The sequence below is a fragment of the Amycolatopsis sp. NPDC039088 genome (assembly GCF_055598845.1).
The window spans coordinates 22,633-40,860 of the sequence record NZ_JBVKAE010000015.1; the positions used below are offsets into that span (position 1 = coordinate 22,633).

Sequence of the window (18,228 nt, forward strand, 5' to 3'; positions counted from 1 at the left end):
AAGTGCGATGAAAGGTCCTTTCCTTGCAAAATTTGCAAGGAAAGGACCTTTCGTCGCGTCGGTCTCTCTAGCTCTCGTCCTCGTCGTCGTCCTTCTGGTTCCGCATCGCGATCGGGACCCCGGCCAGGTCCTCTTCGTTGCAGAGAAGTTTCACGTCGTAATACGGCGAACCCTTGCGGTCGTCGTAGTCGAGATGGACGGCCAGTACGTCGACCGGTTCCCCGAGCCACTCCTGAGCCTGGCGTAGCCATGTCGCGCACCGTTCGAGCGCCGTGGGCAGGTCGTCGTCGCGGAAGCCCACCGGGCGGTAGGGGACGTCCTGCACCTGATCACGGGGGTTCGAAGGCACCGGCAACGCCGGCGAGAGACCCGAGTCGTCCAGTTCGAGTTGGATCGTTTGCTCAGTCACCCTTCGAGCGTCCCCCAGACAAGCCGTCTGAGCAAGGCGTACCGGGTAGGAGTCGCCGTTAAACGGGCACTCGCCACACTCCTGAGACCACTTCACGGCAGTTTTGCAGGTGGGCGGGCCCCAGCGGGGCGGCGCAGCCGAGCGCCCGCAGCGCCAGTTCCGCGTAGTGCGAGGCCAGCTGGTCCAGGGTGAGCGGCCCGTGCGGCGAGTACCAGCGCGCGACCCCGCTGCACATCTCCACCAGCGCGAGCCGGGTGACCGAAGGCTGATCGGTGTGGAAGACCCCTGCCGCGACACCGTCTTCGATGGCGTCCGCCCACAGCCGTTCGTAGGCGTCGCGCAGCTCCACCACCTCGGCCCTGGCGCCGGGGGTGAGCGCGTGGACCTCGTTGTCCACCACGCGGGTGTCATCCGGCTGGATGGCGTGCGCGAGGACGTGCAACGCCACCAGGGATCCGAGCCGCGACACGGGATCGGCCAGTCCGGCGGTCGCCTGCTCCGCCGCGTCGAGCAGCCGTCGCAGCGACTCGTTCATGATGGCCACCAGCAGATCCTCTTTGGTGCCCATGTAGTGGTAGAGGCTGGCCGACGACAGCTCGGCCTCCTGGGCGAGGTCCCGGATGCCGGTGCCGTGGAAACCCTTGGTGGCGAACAGTTTCACCGCCGCCTGGCGGACCCTTTCGCGGGTGGTCACAGCCATGAGCCGGTGGTCCTGTCCCACGACCCGGCACGCGGGTCGGCCACCTTCTTCAGCTCGCCCTTGGCGACCCGCTCCGACGGGGTCATCGGCAGTTCCTCCCGCACCGCCCAGAAGCGGGGAACCTTGAAGTAGGCCAGTTTCGCCGAGCAGAACTCCGCCAGTTCGGCCGGTTCGCACTCGTGTCCCTCGTTTTCGTCGAGGACGATGTACGCCTTGACCTCCTCGCCGCGGATCTCGTCCGGTACCGCGACGACGGCGGCGAGCTTGACCGCCGGATGCAGCTGAAGGGCTCGTTCGACCTCGTCGGCGGAGATGTTCTCGCCGCTGCGCCGGATCATGTCCTTGGTGCGGCCCACGTAGTACACGCGGCCCTCGACGTCCATTGTGGCCAGATCGCCGGTGTGGAACCAGCCGCCTTCGAACGCGCGTGCGGTGGCATCGGGGTCGTCGTGGTAGCCGTGCATCAGGCCGACCCCTCGGATCAGGAGCTCCCCGGTTTCGCCGCGCGGCAGGGGTTTGCCGTCCGCGCCGGCGATCATCACCTCGCGGGTGGGCGCGGGCCTGCCGAGGCAGCCGGTGCCGATCGTCTCCTCGTGATCCGCCGGGTACATCCGGATGTCACCGCCGGTTTCGGTCATGCCGAAGGCCTCGTACCACGGCGTGTTCCAGCGGGCTTCGAGCGCGGCGTGCAGGTCGCGCGGGATGGCCGACGCGCAGATCGCGCGGACCTGGTGCGCGGTGTCCAGTTCGCTTTCCGGCTGCCGCAGCAGGAGCGTGGGCATCAGGCCGAGGCAGTAGAACCAGGTGACGCCGTGTTCGCGGACCTTCTCCCAGAACGTGGACGGATGGAAGCGGTCGAGCACCACCAGTGTCGCGCCGCCCGCGAGCCCCAGCGCGACGTTCCACTGTGGATCGATGTAGTGGAACGGTTGCGCGGTCAGGATGACGTCGTCCGCGCCGATCATGGGGAAGTCCGTAGCCAGGCTGATGGACAGGGTCGTCCAGTACCGGTTCGGCAGGACGCAACCCTTGGGGGCGCCCGTGGTGCCCGACGTGTACTGGATGTTGACCGGACGCTCGCCTTCGGTCGCGAAGGTCACGTCGGCGCCGCTCGGTTCGCCGAGTTCGCCGGGGGTGAGCACCCGTTCCAGCGCGGTCTCCGGCGCGATCTTGCCGAGCAGCTCCAGGAACTCTTCGGCGGCGACGGCGAACCTGGCGCCGGAATGCCGGAGCACGTGGGCGCCGTCGAACTCGCGGTAGCCGGTGTTGACCGGGACGAGGACGCCGCCGATCTTGGCCAGCGCCAGCCACAGCAACGGGAACTCCGGCTGGTTCCGCAGCATCACGGCGACCCGGTCGCCCGGTTCGACGCCGAGGTCCAGGAGCGCGCGGGCGAACGCCGTGCTGCGCCTGTCGACGTCGGTGAAGGTGAAGCGTTCGCCGGTGGCGTCGAAGATCCACGCCGTCTTGTCGGGCCACAGTGCCGCGGCGCGGGTGGTCAGTCCGAGAAGGGTGTCGATCCCGGCGAGCGAGGTCATGTGCGGCTCCGGAACGCTTCGGCCGAGGCGAGGACGGCGGCGGAGTGTTCGGTGATCAGCGCGTGGCTGACTTCCAGTTCGAGTGCGGCGTCGAGCGAACTGTCGATGCCGGAATCGAGGGCGCGTTTGGCCATGGTGGCCGCGGCGGCCGGATGGGCGGCGATCCGGCCCGCCCAGTCGAGCGCGGTGTCCATCAGCTCGCCGGCGGGCAGGGCGGCGTTGACCAGGCCGAGTTCGTGCGCCTTGGCACCGCTCACCCGCTCACCCAGCAGGAGCAGTTCCTTGGCCTTCAGCGGGCCGACCAGCAGCGGCAGCAGCCGTGAGGCCGCGCCGGTGACGCTCAGACCCAGTGAGACCTCAGGGAAGGCGAACACCGCGTCGTCGGCGGCGAGGATCAGATCGCAGCCCATCGCGAACTCGGCGCCCGCGCCGATCGCGTAGCCGTGGACCGCGGCGATGACCGGCTGGCGGAGCCCGCGAAGGCGGCGCGTCACGTCCTGTAGCCGGTCGAGTCGCGGGCGTGAATCACCCTCGGGGGTGGGCTCTTTGAGATCGTGCCCGGCGCAGAAGGCGCGTCCGCGACCGGCGAGCACCACCGCTCGCGCGTCGGACCGGGCGACCGCGTCGAGCGCCTCCAGCAGGTCGTCCACCAGTTCGGCGACCACCGCGTTGAGCCGCTCCGGGCGATTCAGCCAGATCACTGCGATGCCATCGTCGAGTGCGTAGTCCACGGTGCTCATGACGCCGAGCCTAGACGACCGATCGATCGATCGATAGGGTCGGATTCATGCGGGTCGACACGGTCTACGAGAACGCTCGGTTCCTCACCGGAGCGGAGGAATCCGTAGCGCTTGCGGCACTGAACGGGCGCATTGTCGCGTTGGGCGAAGATGCGGCAGCGCTTTCCGCAAAACGCCGGGTCGACCTCGGCGGCGCCGTGGTGGTGCCCGGTTTCCACGACGCGCACAACCACATGGCCTGGTTCGGGATGGCGCTCGACGACGTCCCGTTGTCCGATTGCCGCAGCGTGGACGAGGTGTACGACGCCGTCGCGCGGCGCGCGGCCGACACCCCGCCGGGCGGTTGGATCATCGGCAGCGGCTACGACCAAAACAAGCTCGTGGGCGGCCATCCGACGAGGCAGGGGCTCGATCGCGCGGCCCCGGGTCACCTCGTGCGGCTCAAGCACACGTCCGGGCATATGACCGTGGTCAACTCGGCGGTATTGGAGCGCCTGGACCTGGCGAAGGTGCCGGTGGGCGGCGACGTCGTCCGCGACGGGGACGGCTCGCCGACCGGTCTCCTGCGGGAGCAGGCCCAGCTGTTGCTGCGGCCGCTGACCTATCCGACGCCGGTGGAAACCGTCGCGCGCGGCCTGGACCGGGCGAGCGAGCGGTACCTGGCCGAGGGGATCACGAGCGTCCAGGAGGCCGGGATCGGCGGGGGGCTGGTGGGGGAGACCCCCGCCGAACTCGCCGCCTACCAGCTCGCCCGCGACCGCGGGGTGTTGCGGGTGCGGAGCACGGTCATGGTCGCGGCGAGTGTGCTGCACGACCTCGACGCCGGAGCACGCTCCGAGGCACGCTTTCCCGCCGAGGAGCCATCAGCGCTGTACGGTCTTGACCTGGGGATGCGCACCGGTTTCGGCGACGAATGGCTGCGGATCGGCGCGATGAAGCTGTTCGCCGACGGTTCGCTGATCGGCCGCACCTGCGCGATGCACGAGCCGTTCGCAGGTGAGCCGGACAACGTCGGCTACTTCCAGGTGCCGGAGGACGAGATCGCGCGGACGATCGGCGCCGCGCACCGGGCAGGCTGGCAGATCGCGACGCACGCCATCGGCGACCGCGCGATCACGGTCGTGCTCGACGCCTACGAAGCCGCGCTGAAGGCGGATCCGCGGCCCGATCACCGGCACCGCATCGAGCATTGCGCGGTGCTGCGGCCCGAGGAGCTGAAGCGACTGGCCTCGCTGGGGCTCATCGCCTCGCCACAGGGCCGGTTCGTCAACGAGATCGGCGACGGGATGCGGGCCGCGCTCGGCCCCGAACGCGAACCGTGGTGCTACCGGCTCAAGAGCCTGCTCGACGCGGGATGCGTGCTCCCCGCCAGCTCGGACCGGCCGGTCGTCGAAGGCGCGCCACTGCTCGCGCTCGCCGACATGGTGCGGCGGAAGACGGCGTCCGGTGTGGTGCTGGGTCCCGATGAGCGGCTCACCCCGGCCGAGGCGTTGCGGGCCTACACCTACGGCTCCGCGTACGCCGCTTTCGCCGAGAAGGACCTGGGCACGCTGGAGCCGGGCAAGCTCGCGGACTTCGCCGTCCTCTCGGCCGACCCGACCGACGAGTCCACTTTGGATTCGATCCACGTCGTCGCCACCGCCGTCGGCGGCGACATCGTCTACGAACGGAGCTGAAACGGATGCCGGTACGGGACGCCGTCGCGGACGACATCGAGGAGATCTGCGCGCTCATCGAGGAGCACGCGGTCTACGAGGACAAACACGATCTGAAGCTCGACCGCCAGGAGATGGCCGGGTTCCTCTTCGGGCCCGATCCGAAGGCATGGGTGCTGCTCGCCACCCCGCCGGGGGAGCCGGGCAAGATCGCCGGCTTCGCCTTCTGCAGCTGGAACTTCTCCACCTGGGAGGCCAAACCGGGGATCTGGCTCGACGACCTGTTCGTCCGCCCCGACCACCGCCGCTTCGGCCTCGGGCGGGAGCTGCTCGACGAGCTGAGCGCCCGCACGCCGGGCCGGGTCGAATGGGACATGCAGGAGGGCAACGAGAAGGGTGAGGCGTTCTACGCCCAGCTCGGCGCCGAACCCGTCCCCGGCTGGATCCGGTACCGCTGGCGGCCGCACGCGGGGTGAGCCACGCCGTAAACTCCAGGGTATGGGTGAAGGGGCAAGCCGCAGGTCGTCGTCCGTTGAGGACTACGTCCGGGTGATCTACGGGCTGGTGGAACGCGGTGAGGCCGTCACCAACACGTCGCTGGCCGGACGGTTGGAGGTCAGCCCGTCGTCCGCGTCCGGCATGGTCACCAAGCTGTCCCAGCTGGGGCTGGTCGCGCACGTCCCGTACCGCGGGATCGAACTCACCACCGAAGGCAGGCTGCTCGCCCGCTCGGTGCTCCGCCGCCACCGGCTGATCGAGACCTACCTGGTCTCCGAGCTCGGCTACACCTGGGACGAAGTGCACGCCGAGGCCGACGCGCTCGAACACGCGGTGTCGGACAGGCTCGTCGAGCGGATCGCGGCGAAACTCGGCAACCCGGTACGCGACCCGCACGGCGACCCCATCCCCGCCCCCGACGGCAGCGTCGAGGAGCTGCCGATGCGCATCCTCGACGACCTCCCGCCCGGCGCGGTCGGCGAGATCGTCCGCGTCTGGGACACCGATCCGGAGCTCCTGCGCTACCTCACCGAGCACGCCATCGGCCTCGGCGAGCGGATCGAGGTCGTCGAGCGCCAGCCCTTCGGCGGCCCGATGGTGGTCAAGGTCGGCTCGCCGCCGGACGCGGCGACGCACGCCATCGGCAAGGAGATCGCGCAGGCGCTGTCGGTCGAGCTACGCTGATCCGTGTCCACTGTGGACACATTTCGGCCGGGCCGCGCGGTGGGAATTTTCCCTACGTCCCTGCATAATTCGCGCCCGCGACACGTCACCCGCCTGCCGGGCGGATAGGTGATCTAAGGCCCTTCCGATCACGTGTTCGCGCGCCTAGGCTGCGCTATTCCGGGTGGCTAGCGAGCGTACGAAGGCGATGACAATGACCGGTCAGCGGACACACACCATCGACCGGGGGGTAGCGGAAGGACGTGAACTCAGGCGGCTGCTGGAGAACGGGCCGTTCGCGGACGCCCTCAGAGCGGCGATCAGGGCGAGGGGTCTCGGTCTCGACCGGATCCGGTACCGGCTGCGCGGGCGGGGGTGCTCGGTCAGTCTCGCGACGTTGAGTCACTGGCAGTCCGGGCGCTGTCGCCCCGAACGGCCGGAATCCCTGCTGGTGCTCAAGAATCTCGAGGAGGTCCTCGGGGTGCCGTCGGACTCCCTGTCCCGGCTTCTGGGCTCACCGCGGCCGTCGCGCTCGCCGCGCGGGCGCGCGGGCCGGTGTACGGTGCCCGGCGAGAGCCTGGTGATGCAGCGAGGCCGGGAGACGTAGAGGAGAGCCGGTGCGGGCGGTCGTCTTCGAGGAGTTCGGGGTACTGCCCGAGGTACGCGAGGTGCCGGATCCGTCCGTGCCGCCCGGCGGGGTGGTGATCGCCGTCGACGCGACCGGGGTGTGCCGCAGCGACTGGCACTCCTGGCAGGGTCACGACGCGTCGGTGAAGCTGCCGCACGTCGCCGGGCACGAACTCGCCGGCCGGATCGCGTCGCTCGGCGAGGGCGTCCGCGGCTGGTCGGTCGGGGACCGCGTGACCGTCCCGTTCGTCTGCGCCTGCGGCACCTGCGCTCAGTGCGCCGCCGGTGACCAGCAGATCTGCGACCGCGAGTTCCAGCCGGGCGCGACCCACTGGGGCTCGTTCGCCGAGTACGTCGCCATCGAGAACGCCGAGGTCAACCTCGTGGCGCTGCCGGATTCGCTGTCCGCGGCCGAGGCGGCCGCGCTGGGCTGCCGGTTCGGGACGGCGTTCCGCGCGGTGCTGCGCCAAGGCGGGGTCCGGCCTGGCCAGTGGGTCGCGGTCTACGGCTGCGGCGGGGTCGGCGTCTCGGCGATCCTGCTCGCCGTCGCGGCAGGCGCTTCGGTGGTCGCCGTCGACCCGTCTCCGCAGGCCAGAGCGCTGGCGTCGCGCATGGGCGCGGCCGTGACCGTGGACGCGTCCGCGTTCGAAGGCCACGAAGCCGTCGCCGCGCACGTCCGCGACCTGACCGGCGGCGGCGCGCACGTCTCACTCGACTGCCTCGGCTCGCCGACCACCTGCGCTGCCTCGATCGGCAGCCTGCGGAAACGCGGACGGCACGTCCAGGCCGGCCTGATGCCGCCCGCGCAGGGCGTCGCGCCGATCCCGATGCACCGGGTGATCGGCGGGGAGCTGGAAATCGTGGGCATCCACGGGCTGCAAGCGCACGAGTACCCCGAGATGCTGCGGGTGGTGGAGACCGCCGGGATCGATCTCGCCGGGATGATCGGCAAGCGGGTCGGCCTCGACGACGTCCCCGCGGTGCTGGCGGCGATGAACGACCCGGTCCCCGCTCAGGCCGGGGTGACCGTGGTCGAATTCGGTGATTCGCTGTGACCGGGTGAACGCGGTGTGGTCAACCGGCCGATCGGAGTAGTCCGAAAGGTGGCTTCTCTCGGCTAAATGTGCCACCTTTCCCGCTGTGACAGTCACGGACACTCCGTCTCGCCCGCGCTTCTTCCAGCGGGTCCTGAGGTGGTTCGCCGCGGCCGGGGTCATGGTTCGAGGCCACCGGATCATCGGCGCTCGGCCTCGCTCCGACGTTTGACAGACTCGGTGCGTGGACGCGCTGATCCCTCGCCCGCGTGCCGAAGTCGCACCCGGTGCCGTGCATATCCCCGACTGGCTCGATTTCGACGCGCAACGCCGTCTGGTCGAAGCCTGTCGCGGCTGGCGTGGTTACCGGCGGACACGGTTGCCGAACGGCGGCGTGATGTCCGTGCGGACGGTCTGCCTCGGCTGGCACTGGCACCCGTACCGGTATTCGCGGGTGACCGACGACGGCTCCCCGGTGCTTCCGTTTCCTTCGTGGCTGGGCGATCTCGGGCGGCGGGCGGTTTCCGCCGCTTATGGTCCGGCGCCGTACGAGCCGGACATCGCGCTGGTGAACTTCTACGACTCCGCCGCGAAGATGGGACTGCATCAGGACAAGGACGAGGCGTCGCTGGAGCCCGTCGTCTCGCTGAGCCTGGGGGACGCGTGCGTCTTCCGGTTCGGGAACACGGAGAACCGCGGGCGGCCGTACACGGACGTCGATCTGCGGTCGGGGGATCTGTTCGTGTTCGGCGGGGAGTCGCGGCTGGCCTACCACGGGGTGCCGCGGGTGCTGCCCGGGACCGCCGACCCGGCACTGGGGCTGACGGGACGGCTGAACCTCACTTTGCGGGTTTCGGGTCTTGCGTCGCGTCCGTCGGTATAAGTACACGCGAGTTGCGGCCGGGGCACGTGACGTCCGCTCCCGGTCTCTCACGCGAGCTTCACGGAGTCACTTCTCTAGCGGTGGCCATGGTGGCCCGCCATCGAGAGGGTGCGAGGTGTGGCGGCCTCGGTTCCCGGCTCGACGATCACGAACTGGCCCATCATGCCCTTGTCCTCGTGTTTCAGAATGTGGCAGTGGTACATGTACGGCGTCGCGGGATCGACGTGGCGGCCGAATTCGACGGCCAGCCGCACCTTGGTCTTGCCGGGTACGAACACCGTGTCCTTCGGGCCGCGAAGGTGCTCGGGTGGCTGTTCGCCGTCAATGTCGAGGATCCGGAACGTCACCTCGTGAATATGGAAGTTGTGCGAGAAGGTGATGTTGTCCAGCTCCCAGATCTCGTGCGCGCCGGCGGGGACGACTTCGTCGATGCGGGCCATGTCCATCTGTTGCCCGTTGATTTCGTCCCCGCCGAGCCTGAAGCGACGGACCGTCCTGCCCTCGACCGGCAGCCCCGAATCCCCGAGCTTGCCGGGGAGCGCGGCCGACGGGGAGAGCTGCGGCGCTGTGACGAGTTTGAGCAGGTCGTAGTCGCCGTCTTCGATCTCGGAGTCACCGTCGAAGCCCTTCAGCAACACCTGCTCGCCGGGGGCGAACTCGGCCACGATCTCGAACCGTTCGCCGGGACTGATCTGGAACCGTTGCACGGCAACGGGTTTGTCGAGAAGGCCGGCGTCGTTGGCGACGACATGGAACTTGCGTTCGTCCGCGAACCCGATGTTGTAGACGTGCGCGTTGGAGCCGTTGAGAACTCGGAAGCGGACACGGGTGGTGGTGACGCGAAAGAACGGATCGTAGGTGCCGTTGACCAGGATTCGATCACCCAGCAGACCGAAGGTACCGCCGAAGTTTTCCGCCAGCTCGCCGTTCTCGCCGAACTTCTTGTCCTGGAGGATGAGCGGGACATCATCGGTACCGTAGGAATCGGGCAGGCCGCTCGGCCGGTCGTCGTCCAGGATGAACATCCCGGCCAGACCACGGTAGACGTGCCGCGAGGTCAATCCGTGTGGATGCGGGTGGTACCAGGTCGTGGCGGCCCGCTGCTCCACCGTCCATTCCGGACTCCACGTCCCGCCAGGCTGGATCATCTGATGCGGCCCGCCGTCCATCACCGCGGGCAGCCGCATTCCGTGCCAGTGCAGGGTGCTCGCTTCGCCGAGGGTGTTCGTCACCGCCATCGCCACCCGGTCGCCGCGTTTGGCGCGCAGCGTCGGGCCGAGGTAGCCGCCGTTGACGCCCCACGTCCTCGCGGGCTTCCCCGGCAGGAACTCGGTGTGTCCTTCCTGGAGCCGCAACGGGAAACGCTTGACGCCGTCCGGACCGGGGGCCGGGTCGAGCACGGGCGGGATGTGCAGTGGGGTGGCGAAGGTGAGGGTGCCCGCGTTGCCTTCCGCGCCACCGCATCCGGTCAGCGCGAGGCCCAGCACCAGTCCGGACAGGGCGAGGAAGCTGCGTCGTCTCATGGTGACGAATCCTGCGGGAATCCCAGGCCGGGCACGTCGGCCCGGAACGGCAACTCGGCGGTACATCCCCGGCGGTAGCGTCATCCCCTGGAGGTAGGCGCGGGGTGTCCTCGCTGGGCCGACGCGGTTACCGGCTCCCGACCGGCAGTGTCGTCGCCATGAAACGACTTCTGATTCCGCTGCTCGCCGCCTCCCTGCTGGCCATCGCCCCACCGGCGCAAGCGTCCTCCCGCCAGGACGTCGACATCGTGGTCACCCCGGACGGGTTCGACGCACCGCGCACGTTGCGGGCCGGGCGAGTGACCTTGCGGGCGCGGTCCACCGACCCGGCGGGGGCGTGGCTGGGACTGGTCCGGCCGCGACCGGGAGTCACCCTGGAGCGGTACCTCGGTGATCTGGAGCGGGCACTCGGTGACGACCCGGTCGAGGGCGGCAAGGCCGTGACACGGGACGTGGAGATGCTCGGCGGCGTCGCCGTCGCACACGTATCCGCGTCGGCGACACTCCATGTCTCGCCTGGCGACTACTACCTGGTCGACTTCCGCGACGTCGGGCTCCCCGACCTGGCCCGTCGGGTGCGTCCGGTGCGGGTGCTGCCGGGGAACACCGGTGCCGCTCCGGAACCATCGGCGCACATCACCATGGCCGACGGGAGGTTCTTGGCGCCGAGTGTGCTGAACGGCCCGGTCCGAGTGGTCAACCTTTCGCGGCAGTACAACGAGGCGATGCTGATGCCGGTGCGCCCTGGAACCTCGCTGACGGACCTGGACGCGTTCTTCACCGAGGTGGACGCCGGGCGCTACCCGGCCGAATCGCCCTTCACCGGCGGCCCGACGGGCGTGGTCCCGATGTCGCCGGGACGATCCGCCACCCTGTCCACCGCCTTGCCGCCCGGCGCATACGCGGTGGTCACCTGGGTTCGCGATCTGCGGACGAGCACAATGTTCGCGGCGCGGGGAATGCGCGCGCTGATCACAGTGAAGGGGTAGGACGTGCCACGTGCCACCGACATCGCCTTGAGCGCCGGGCTCGTCGTCCTGGTGCTGGCGGCCAGCCTGCTCGAGGTGGGGCCGCCGGGACCGTCCGGCCCGCTGGACTGGGGTGCGGTCCTGCTCACGGTGGCCGCCGGTACCGCCGTGGCGGTACGGCGGCGGTTTCCGGCAGGCTGTTTGATCACGGTCAACCTGATCACGGCGGCGTGGTTCCTGTTCGACTACCACGGCAGGCTGATCACCATCGCGCCGCTGATCGGTTGTTACACGCTCGCCGCGCACCGGGGGTGGAAGGCGGGAGCGGTGGGTGGCCTGCTGACCGCCGCCGTCACGGTACTGACCGTGCGGCTGGCGTTCGACGGGGAATGGTTCGGCGACCAGGTGTTCAACGCCGTCCCGCTGGAAGCCGCCGCGACCGCACTGGGCGCGGCGGTGTTCTCCCACCGGGCCTTCGCCGCGGGCGCACGCGAGCGGACCGAACAGATCGCCGAGGCGCGCTCCGCTGGAGTCCGCAGGCAAGCCGCCGAGGAACGGCTGGAGATCGCCAGGGATCTGCACGACGTGTTCGGTCATACGATGGCGGCGATCAGCGTACAGGCCGGCGTCGCCGTGCACGTGATGCGACGCAAACCCGAGCAGGCCGCCGACGCGTTGCACACGATCAAGCGGATCAGCGATGAGGGGCTAGCCGAGGTGCAGGTCCTGCTCGGCGCGATGCGGTCACCGGATCTGCGCACGGCCACCGGTGGCCTGGCGCAGCTGGACAAACTGCTCGACACCGCCGGGATCGACGTCGAACTGGTGGTGCGCGGCGAGGACCGGGCGGTGCCGGTGGCCGTGGATCTGGCGGCCTTCCGCATCATCCAGGAGTCCTTGACCAACGTCCGGCGGCACGCCCGCGCGACTACCGTCCAGGTGCTGCTGGTCTATGCCGACACCCTGGAGATCACAGTGCGCGACAACGGGAAGCCCGGCGATACGGTCACGACGGTCGGCGGGCACGGCTTGGCGGGAATGCAGGCACGAGCGGAGAAGCTCGGCGGGACACTGACCGCCGGTGCCCTGCCCGAGGGCGGATTCGAAGTACGGTGCGTCATACCGATCCGGAAGGACGTTCCTTGATCAAGGTCCTCATCGCCGACGACCAGGCTCTGGTGCGCGGCGGTTTCCGTGTGCTGATCGAGAACGAACCGGATATGACGGTGGTCGGCGAAGCGAGCGACGGCGCGGCCGCGGCCGAACTGGCCCGTTCGACCGGACCTGACGTCATCCTGATGGACGTGCAGATGCCCGGTGTCGACGGGATCGAAGGTATCCGGCGGGTGGTGGCGGACCCGGCACTGGCGGGCGTGCGGATCCTCATCCTCACCACCTTCGACGAGGACGACTACGCCATTGCCGGCCTGAACGCGGGGGCGAGCGGCTTCCTGCTCAAGAACACCGACCCGGCACAGCTCCTCCACGGCATCCGGGTGGTCGCGGGCGGCGAGGAGCTGCTGTCACCGGGCCTGACCCGGCGGTTGATCGCCCGGATGACCACGCGATCCACGTCGGTCGACCATGAGGTGTTCGGCAGGCTCACCACGCGGGAGCGTGAGGTCGTCGCGCTCGCCGCGCAGGGGTTGAGCAACGGCGAGATCACCGCTGAGCTGGTCATCAGCCCGGCCACCACCAAGACGCATATCAGCCGCGCGCTGGCCAAGCTCGGGGCGCGGGACCGGGCACAACTCGTGGCACTGGCCTACCGGCACGGGCTCGTGCGGCCCGGCTGAACCACCGCTCATTCCCGACGGAACCGGACCCGTTGCCCCGGCCGCACCTGCGCGGCCAGGTCCAGATCCGCCTCCTCGACCACCGCGATCACCGGATAGCCCCCGGTCACCGGATGGTCGGCCAGGAACAGGATCGGCTGCCCTGAAGGAGGGACCTGCACCGCGCCGGGCACGGCGGCCTCGGGCGGCAGCTCACCGTCACGCGCCCGCGAAAGCTCGGGCCCTTCCAGGCGTACACCCACGCGATCGACGTCGGCGGTGGCCACGAACGCGGAAGTGATCAAAGTGGACAGTGCGCCGGGTACGAACCAGGACACCCGGGGCCCGGCGGTCACCCGCAGCACCGGCTCCTCCGCCAGAGGAGCACCGGGTGCGAGGTCTACACCGGGATGAGGCAAAACCCGGTGCCCCACCGGCAAGGTCATTCCGGCGGACAGCACGGGCGGGCCCAGTTTGCCGAGGGTGTCGGTCGCGCGGGAGCCCAGCACCGGAGCGACGTCGATGCCGCCCCGTACGGCGACATAGCAACGCAAACCCCGGGAGGCCATGCCGAGGACGAGTTCGTCGCCAGTGCCGACCGGAATCGGGGAGTCCGGGCCGAAAGCCCGACCACCGACGGTGATCGAGCAGGGCGCGCCGGTGACGGCGACGGTCGCCGGAGCCGAGAACCGCAGGACGAGGCCGCCCAGGACGCACTCCAGAGCCGCGTGGCTCTCGGGGTTCCCTACCAGCCGGTTGGCCAGCCGCAGCGAACCGCGGTCGGCGGCGCCGGACCGGCCGACGCCGATCGCGGCCAGCCCCGGCCGCCCGAGGTCCTGAACGGTGGCGAAGATCCCCGGGCGGACGACTTCGATCTTCGCGGTCATGACGTGAACCGGATCCGCGTGCCCGGCGCCAGCAGGTTCGGCGGATCCCGGTCGACGTCCCACACCGGCAGGGTGGTCCGCCCGATCAGCTGCCATCCACCCGGCGAGGCGTGCGGGTAGACCGCCGTGTACTCACCCGCGATCGCGACCGAACCGGCGGGCACCCTGGTGCGCGGGCTCGACCGGCGCGGCAGGTGCAGCGCCGGATCGAGTCCGGTCAAGTAGGCGAAACCCGGTGCGAAGCCACAGAACGCCGAGACATAGGTGCCGTCCTCGTGCCGCCGGACGACCGCTTCGGCCGACATACCCGCGGCCGCCGCGACGTCGGCCAGGTCCGGGCCGTCGTAGCGCACCGGCACGACGATCTCCGCCGTCTCACGGGGTGATACGTCCACAGTGGACCGATCGAGGATCGCGCCGGCGAGCCGGTCGTGATGCGTCCGGCCGGGGTCGAACCGGACCAGGAGCGTCCGCGCGGCCGGGACCAGCTCCACGACACCGTCCAGCGGATCCTGCTCCAGTGAGGCGTGCAGCCCGAGTACCTCCGACGGATCGTCGAAGTCGACCATGGCCGCACGTGCCCCGTAGGGCTGCACTCGCATCACGCGGCCTCGAGGAACGATCCGAGGTGGACGCCCGACGCGCTGAGTCCCGCGCGGATCCGTCGCGCCAGCTCGACGGCACCAGGCGTGTCACCGTGTACGCACAGCGAATGCGGCTGGAGCGTCAGCTCGCTTCCGTCGTCGGCGATGACCTTGCCGGTGGTCGCCATCGCGACCGCCCTCATCGTCACCTCGTCGGCGTCGTGCAGGACGGCACCCGGCAGTTTCCGTGACACCAGAAGGCCTTCCGGCGTGTACGCGCGGTCCGCGAAAGCCTCGGCGTATGCGGGGAACCCGGCGTTTTCGGCCTGCTTGGCCATTTCCGAGTCCGGCGGGCACAGCAGCGCGAGCGCGGGAAAGAACCGGCGGATGCCTTCGACCACCGCGGCCGCCTGCTCCGGATCCACGGAAGCGGTGTTGTACAACGCCCCGTGCGGTTTGACGTACCGCACCCGCGTCCCCGCCGCCCGTGCGAACGCGTCGAGCGCGCCGATCTGGTAGAGCACGTCGTCGGTCAGATCGGCGGGTGCGACGTCCATCGCCCGCCGCCCGAATCCGGCCAGATCGCGGTAGGCGACGTGGGCCCCGATGACGACACCGCGTTCCGCCGCGCGTTCGCAGACGCGCCGCATCACCGAAGGGTCACCGGCGTGGAAGCCGCACGCGACATTCGCGCTGGTGACGATGTCGAGCATGGCGTCGTCGTCGCCCATCTTCCAGGCGCCGAACCCCTCGCCCAGGTCACTGTTGAGGTCCATCAGAACACCTTGAACTCACTGTCGAGTTTGTCGGTCACGAACATGTAGCCCGGCGCGTGCGTGATCGCGAACGGCGGCCGCGAGGCCATCAGCGCCGCCTGCGGGGTCACGCCGCACGCCCAGAACACCGGCACGTCACCGGGTTCCGCGTCGACCGGATCGCCGAAATCGGGTTTGCCGAGATCGGCGATGCCGAGCGCGCCGGGGTCACCGACGTGCACGGGCGCGCCGTGCACGGACGGCATCGCGCGGGTGATCCGCACGGCGTCGTCGACGCGGTCTTCGGGGATCTGCCGCATCGAGACCACCATCGGCCCGTGCAGCCGCCCGGCCGGGACGCACTCGTGGTTCGTCACGTACATCGCCACGTTGCGGCCCTGGTCGACGTGCCGCAGCGGGATCCCTTCCGCGGCCAGCGCCGATTCGAAGGTGAAACTGCAGCCGATCGAGAACGCGACCATGTCACTGCGCCACAGCCCGCTCGCGTCCGAGATCTCGCCGGACAGCGCGCCGTTCTGCCACACGCGGTAACGCGGCAGGTCGGTGCGCAGATCCGCGCCGGGCGCCAGCCGCGTCGACGGGTCGCCGGGGTCGCTGACGTCGAGCACCGGGCAGGGCTGCGGGTTCCGCTGGCAGAACAGCAGGACGTCGTAGGCCCAGTCCTCGGGGACGGCGATCAGATTGGTCTGGGTGAACCCGTTCGCCCAGCCGGTGGTCGGGCGGGCGGTACCCGCGCGGAACAGGGCGCGGGCCTCGCCGGGGGTCATCGTCGCCGGTTCGTCGAAGGTGGTCATCGCGGTGCCTCCTCTTCCGATTGTCGTCACAGAAGTTCGCGGCCGCGAGTCTCGGGCAGGCCGAGCAGCGCCAGTACGGCGATGCCGTAGCCGACCGCGCCGAACACCATCGCACCGCCGGCGCCGAGGAAACCGACCACGGCGGGGAAGGTCGCGCCGATGGCCCGGCCGAGGTTGTAGGTGAAGCCCTGCCCGGTCCCGCGCAGCGCCGACGGGTACAGCTCGGCGAGGAACGCGCCGAACCCGCTGAAGATCGCGGACATCGAGAACCCGAGCGGGAAGCCGAGGAACAGCACGAGCGTGTTCGCGCCCGCCGGGATCTGCGTGTAGGCGATGATGAGACCCGCCGACAACACGGAGAACAGCAGGAAGGTTTTCTTGCGGCCCAAGAGATCCGTGAGATAACCGCCGGTGACGTAGCCGATGAACGCGCCGGAGATCAGGAACGCCAGATAGCCGCCGGTGCCGATGACGGTCAGGCCGCGAGTGGTCTTCAGGTAGCTCGGCAGCCAGGTCGCGAGCGTGTAGTACCCGCCCTGGACGCCGGTGGCGAGCAGCGCGGCGAAGAACGTCGTGCGCAGCAGATCCGGTTTGAAGATGCCCGCGAGCGAACCACGTTCCTTCTTCGTGGCCCTGGCGGCTTCCGCGACGGGCGCGTCCTGGACGTTGCGGCGGACCCACAGCACCAGCAGCGCGGGGATGACGCCGGTCCAGAACATGACGCGCCACGCGATGTCCGGGCTCCAGATGCTGAAGACGACGGTGTAGACGACGACCGAGAGCGCCCAGCCGACCGCCCACGCGCTCTGCACGAAGGCGACCGTGCGGCCGCGGTACTTCGCCTGCGAATACTCCGCCACCAGCGCGGCACCGGCGGCCCACTCGCCGCCGAAACCGAGTCCCTGCAGGGCACGGAAGATCAGGAGTGTTTCGAAGTTCGGCGCGAAACCGCAGAGCACGGTGAAGATCGTGTACATCGCGATGGTGATCTGGAGGGTGCGGACGCGGCCGATGCGGTCGGCCAGCACGCCGGCGCCGATGCCGCCGATCGCCGAGACCACCAGCGTCGTCGTGCCGAGCAGACCGGCCTCCCCACCGGAGAGGCCGTAGTAGGCGGTGATGGCGGCCAGGCCCAGCGGCAGTGTCTGGTAGTCGAACGAGTCGAGCCCGTACCCGCCGAACGCGCCGACGAAGGCCCGGCGGCCTCGCGAACCGAGCGTGCGGAACCAGGCGAAGGGGCGTGTGTCTTCGGTGGTTGCTGTCGCGTCCATCGGCACCTCCAGTGGGTGGATCTCATCGTGGCACGGGTCACATGGAAAGCCACTGTAGGTATTGTTCAACAATTCCACAAGAGGATCCTTGGCTTGCTCTCTTGTGTGTAGGTAGGATCGGTCACGTGACGATCGCGGAGGGTGGTCCTGCATCGGTGCAAGGACTCGAAGCGGATCGCGGCATGATCAGCCGCACCAGCACCGCCGAGCGGGTCGCGGGCGTCCTGCGCACGCGGATCGCGGAAGGGTTCTTCCTGCCGGGGGTGCGGCTTTCGGAGCACGACATCGGCTCGGCGCTCGGCGTCTCGCGGAACACGCTGCGCGAGGCGTTCCGGCTGCTCACACACGAGCGGCTGTTGACCCATGAGCTCAACCGCGGCGTTTTCGTGCGGGTGCTTTCGGTAGAGGACGTCGTCGACCTCTACAAGGTGCGCAAGGTCGTCGAGTGCTCGGCGGTCCGCGCGGTGACGGAGAAGCCGCCGACGTTCGCGAAGCTCGCGCGCATGGTGGAGGATGGCAGGCTCGCCGAGCGAAGCGAGCGTTGGCAGGACCTCGGCACCGCGAACATCCGGTTCCATTCGGCGATCGCGGAACTCGGTGGCAGCGAACGGATCGACGAGCTGATGCGCGGCATCTTCGCCGAGCTGCGGCTGGTGTTCCACATGATGGCCGACCCCCGGCGCTTCCACGAGCCGTACCTCAAACGCAACGCGGAGATCCTCGAGCGGATCGAGGCAGGCGACGGCGCCGGTGCGGAAGCGCTCCTGGCGCAGTACCTCGCCGATGCTGAAGCCCAGCTCGTCGAGGCCTACGCGGAACGCGCCTGAACGCGTTTAGTCCTCTAAACGCGGCAGTTCGCATCACGAACCACCGCATTTAGAGGACTAAACGCGGTGGTCCGGG

At 69.5% G+C, this 18,228-nt stretch carries 20 protein-coding genes; 10 read left to right on the forward strand and 10 right to left on the reverse strand.

Annotated elements, in window-relative coordinates:
• Positions 1 to 67: 67 nt before the first annotated feature.
• Genes ACZ7KI_RS20345 through ACZ7KI_RS20360 form a run of 4 tightly spaced genes read right to left on the reverse strand, consistent with a single transcriptional unit; the run spans position 68 to position 3,387 of the window.
• A complete protein-coding gene (locus ACZ7KI_RS20345; protein WP_465502489.1) occupies positions 68 to 409 on the reverse strand; it encodes a hypothetical protein in 342 nt (113 codons plus the stop codon).
• Between the two features lie 58 nt (positions 410 to 467).
• Complete coding sequence (locus ACZ7KI_RS20350; protein WP_470274666.1) at positions 468 to 1,109, reverse strand: TetR/AcrR family transcriptional regulator; 642 nt, start codon at positions 1,107 to 1,109, stop codon at positions 468 to 470.
• Entirely contained in the window at positions 1,100 to 2,647 is a 1,548-nt protein-coding gene (locus tag ACZ7KI_RS20355) for an AMP-binding protein (RefSeq protein WP_470274667.1), read from the reverse strand. The genes ACZ7KI_RS20350 and ACZ7KI_RS20355 overlap by 10 nt, the downstream gene beginning before the upstream one ends.
• On the reverse strand, positions 2,644 to 3,387 hold the full coding sequence (locus tag ACZ7KI_RS20360; RefSeq protein WP_470274668.1) for an enoyl-CoA hydratase/isomerase family protein: 744 nt from the start codon (positions 3,385 to 3,387) through the stop codon (positions 2,644 to 2,646). The genes ACZ7KI_RS20355 and ACZ7KI_RS20360 overlap by 4 nt, the downstream gene beginning before the upstream one ends.
• Positions 3,388 to 3,434: 47 nt before the next feature.
• Here ACZ7KI_RS20360 and ACZ7KI_RS20365 point away from each other — a divergent pair, with 47 nt between their 5' ends.
• The 6 genes from ACZ7KI_RS20365 (at position 3,435) to ACZ7KI_RS20390 (ending at position 8,747) form a co-directional block, all read left to right on the forward strand.
• Entirely contained in the window at positions 3,435 to 5,063 is a 1,629-nt protein-coding gene (locus ACZ7KI_RS20365) for an amidohydrolase (protein WP_470274669.1), read from the forward strand.
• A 5-nt stretch (positions 5,064 to 5,068) separates the two neighbouring features.
• Entirely contained in the window at positions 5,069 to 5,518 is a 450-nt protein-coding gene (locus ACZ7KI_RS20370) for a GNAT family N-acetyltransferase (RefSeq protein WP_470274670.1), read from the forward strand.
• Between the two features lie 22 nt (positions 5,519 to 5,540).
• Entirely contained in the window at positions 5,541 to 6,224 is a 684-nt protein-coding gene (locus ACZ7KI_RS20375; protein WP_465502495.1) for a metal-dependent transcriptional regulator, read from the forward strand.
• A 193-nt stretch (positions 6,225 to 6,417) separates the two neighbouring features.
• Entirely contained in the window at positions 6,418 to 6,810 is a 393-nt protein-coding gene (locus ACZ7KI_RS20380) for a transcriptional regulator (protein WP_470274671.1), read from the forward strand.
• 10 nt (positions 6,811 to 6,820) lie between these two features.
• Entirely contained in the window at positions 6,821 to 7,885 is a 1,065-nt protein-coding gene (locus ACZ7KI_RS20385; RefSeq protein WP_470274672.1) for a zinc-dependent alcohol dehydrogenase family protein, read from the forward strand.
• A 223-nt stretch (positions 7,886 to 8,108) separates the two neighbouring features.
• Complete coding sequence (locus ACZ7KI_RS20390) at positions 8,109 to 8,747, forward strand: alpha-ketoglutarate-dependent dioxygenase AlkB family protein (protein WP_470274673.1); 639 nt, start codon at positions 8,109 to 8,111, stop codon at positions 8,745 to 8,747.
• 74 nt (positions 8,748 to 8,821) lie between these two features.
• Here ACZ7KI_RS20390 and ACZ7KI_RS20395 read toward each other — a convergent pair whose 3' ends face one another.
• Positions 8,822 to 10,270: a multicopper oxidase family protein gene (locus tag ACZ7KI_RS20395; RefSeq protein ID WP_470274674.1), complete on the reverse strand. Its 1,449-nt coding sequence runs from the start codon at positions 10,268 to 10,270 to the stop codon at positions 8,822 to 8,824.
• A 158-nt stretch (positions 10,271 to 10,428) separates the two neighbouring features.
• Here ACZ7KI_RS20395 and ACZ7KI_RS20400 point away from each other — a divergent pair, with 158 nt between their 5' ends.
• The 3 genes from ACZ7KI_RS20400 to ACZ7KI_RS20410 are packed head-to-tail and all read left to right on the forward strand — an operon-like array spanning position 10,429 to position 13,034.
• Positions 10,429 to 11,259, forward strand: a complete 831-nt coding sequence (locus tag ACZ7KI_RS20400; RefSeq protein ID WP_470274675.1) for a hypothetical protein — start codon at positions 10,429 to 10,431, stop codon at positions 11,257 to 11,259.
• A gap of 3 nt (positions 11,260 to 11,262) precedes the next feature.
• Positions 11,263 to 12,384 carry a sensor histidine kinase gene (locus ACZ7KI_RS20405; RefSeq protein WP_470274676.1) on the forward strand — a complete coding sequence of 374 codons (1,122 nt, stop codon included), beginning with the start codon at positions 11,263 to 11,265 and terminating at the stop codon, positions 12,382 to 12,384.
• A complete protein-coding gene (locus ACZ7KI_RS20410; protein WP_465494296.1) occupies positions 12,381 to 13,034 on the forward strand; it encodes a response regulator in 654 nt (217 codons plus the stop codon). Before ACZ7KI_RS20405 ends, ACZ7KI_RS20410 begins: the two co-directional genes overlap by 4 nt.
• A gap of 8 nt (positions 13,035 to 13,042) precedes the next feature.
• On the opposite strand, the gene ACZ7KI_RS20415 is transcribed toward ACZ7KI_RS20410, so the two are convergent.
• Genes ACZ7KI_RS20415 through ACZ7KI_RS20435 form a run of 5 tightly spaced genes read right to left on the reverse strand, consistent with a single transcriptional unit; the run spans position 13,043 to position 17,325 of the window.
• Positions 13,043 to 13,900 carry a 5-oxoprolinase subunit C family protein gene (locus ACZ7KI_RS20415; RefSeq protein ID WP_470274677.1) on the reverse strand — a complete coding sequence of 286 codons (858 nt, stop codon included), beginning with the start codon at positions 13,898 to 13,900 and terminating at the stop codon, positions 13,043 to 13,045.
• Complete coding sequence (pxpB, locus tag ACZ7KI_RS20420) at positions 13,897 to 14,502, reverse strand: 5-oxoprolinase subunit PxpB (RefSeq protein ID WP_470274678.1); 606 nt, start codon at positions 14,500 to 14,502, stop codon at positions 13,897 to 13,899. Before pxpB ends, ACZ7KI_RS20415 begins: the two co-directional genes overlap by 4 nt.
• Complete coding sequence (locus ACZ7KI_RS20425) at positions 14,502 to 15,260, reverse strand: LamB/YcsF family protein (RefSeq protein ID WP_470274679.1); 759 nt, start codon at positions 15,258 to 15,260, stop codon at positions 14,502 to 14,504. Before ACZ7KI_RS20425 ends, pxpB begins: the two co-directional genes overlap by 1 nt.
• The gene (locus ACZ7KI_RS20430) at positions 15,260 to 16,027 is read right to left on the reverse strand and encodes a putative hydro-lyase (RefSeq protein ID WP_470274813.1); all 768 of its coding nucleotides are present in this window, start codon (positions 16,025 to 16,027) and stop codon (positions 15,260 to 15,262) included. Before ACZ7KI_RS20430 ends, ACZ7KI_RS20425 begins: the two co-directional genes overlap by 1 nt.
• A gap of 53 nt (positions 16,028 to 16,080) precedes the next feature.
• Positions 16,081 to 17,325, reverse strand: coding sequence for an MFS transporter (locus ACZ7KI_RS20435; RefSeq protein ID WP_037317707.1), 1,245 nt, complete (start codon positions 17,323 to 17,325; stop codon positions 16,081 to 16,083).
• A gap of 182 nt (positions 17,326 to 17,507) precedes the next feature.
• On the opposite strand from ACZ7KI_RS20435, the gene ACZ7KI_RS20440 reads away from it, so the two are divergent.
• The gene (locus ACZ7KI_RS20440; RefSeq protein WP_470274814.1) at positions 17,508 to 18,152 is read left to right on the forward strand and encodes a GntR family transcriptional regulator; all 645 of its coding nucleotides are present in this window, start codon (positions 17,508 to 17,510) and stop codon (positions 18,150 to 18,152) included.
• Positions 18,153 to 18,228: the final 76 nt, after the last annotated feature.